Raw genomic sequence first — 1,124 nt, 5'->3', positions numbered from 1 at the left:
TATCTGGAATCCAGAAACAATTAAAGGAATAATATTATTTAAGCTATAAAAAAAACAGTCCTGTTCAATATCGAACGGGACTGTTTTTATAAATAAAACTAACACTTTTTTTACATTGGTCCTTGCTGCTCATCGTCGCCTTGCGAATTACTGTTAATGTCTTTCTTACGTTTTGGCTGATCAACCTTTTCACCCTGTTTGAAACGGTAGGTGAGTGAAAGGTTGAATGTTCTTGGCATCCACCGCATAAATGATTCTTTCTCAAAATTGTTTCCGAAACTTGTCATTTCACGGCCTCTGGTTCCTAAGATATCCTGGATGTTGAAGGCAAGAGTTCCGTTTCCTTTCCAGATGGTTTTATTAGCACCAAAATTAAGAACGTACATTGGCTTACTTTCGCTGGAAGCTGTTTTCTGACCTCCACGGTAGAATCCCTGAACCTGCACTCCCAAAGTTTTATCAATTTTAAAACTGTTGGTAAGTCTGAATCTTGTTGAGAAACCTGAACCGTCGAAAGAAAGCGGTTTGGTCATGGTTGCAGCATCGAAAAATTCACCCTCGGTTTTATACCCGAACAGATCTGCGCTGGCCATAATCTTCCACCACGAGAACAGATCTGCAGTAGCATTCAGATCAAGACCGTACTGTTGATCGCTGCCGATATTGTACGGACGGGTAATCAGTACGTTCGATCCCGGGCTCTCACTCATCACTACAAACTGAGTTTCGTCCTTTGTAGATCGGTAGTACAGGGTAGGGTTAATGGTAAGTTTTTTCTTCTGGATGGCATAACCCAATTCGAAAGAGTCGATGTATTCAGGGTTCAGGTCTTCGTTACCACGGAATAAATTCTGGCGGTTTGCCAGGGAAGTCGGGTAAGGAATCATGAACCATGAACGCGGACGGTTGATTCTTCTTGAATAGTTTAATAAAAGCTGATTGTTGGTGCTTCCTAAATCATAGCTCAGGAATACACTTGGGAAAAATCCTGTATAATTTTTGTCCTTACGCGAAACGTTGCCGCTTAAACTTCTGTAGTCGATCCCGATATCGGAATTTTCAGCACGCAAACCAAGTTGGTAACCAAATTTATCGATTTTGCTTTTAAACTGTGCGTAAGCCGC

General features: G+C 41.4%; 1 protein-coding gene. It reads right to left on the bottom strand.

All coding sequences use genetic code 11. The features are described from left to right. Nucleotides 1-110 precede the first annotated feature (110 nt). A partial coding sequence (locus tag V5N63_RS09095) for an outer membrane beta-barrel family protein (RefSeq protein ID WP_332033692.1) occupies nt 111-1,124 on the bottom strand: 1,014 nt, incomplete at its 5' end.

The sequence above is a fragment of the Kaistella sp. genome (assembly GCF_032060305.1).
GTDB classification, from domain to species: Bacteria; Bacteroidota; Bacteroidia; order Flavobacteriales; family Weeksellaceae; genus Kaistella; species Kaistella yananensis.
Note: the sequence above shows the minus strand (reverse complement) of the source record. Positions and strands in the feature narration are given on the sequence as shown.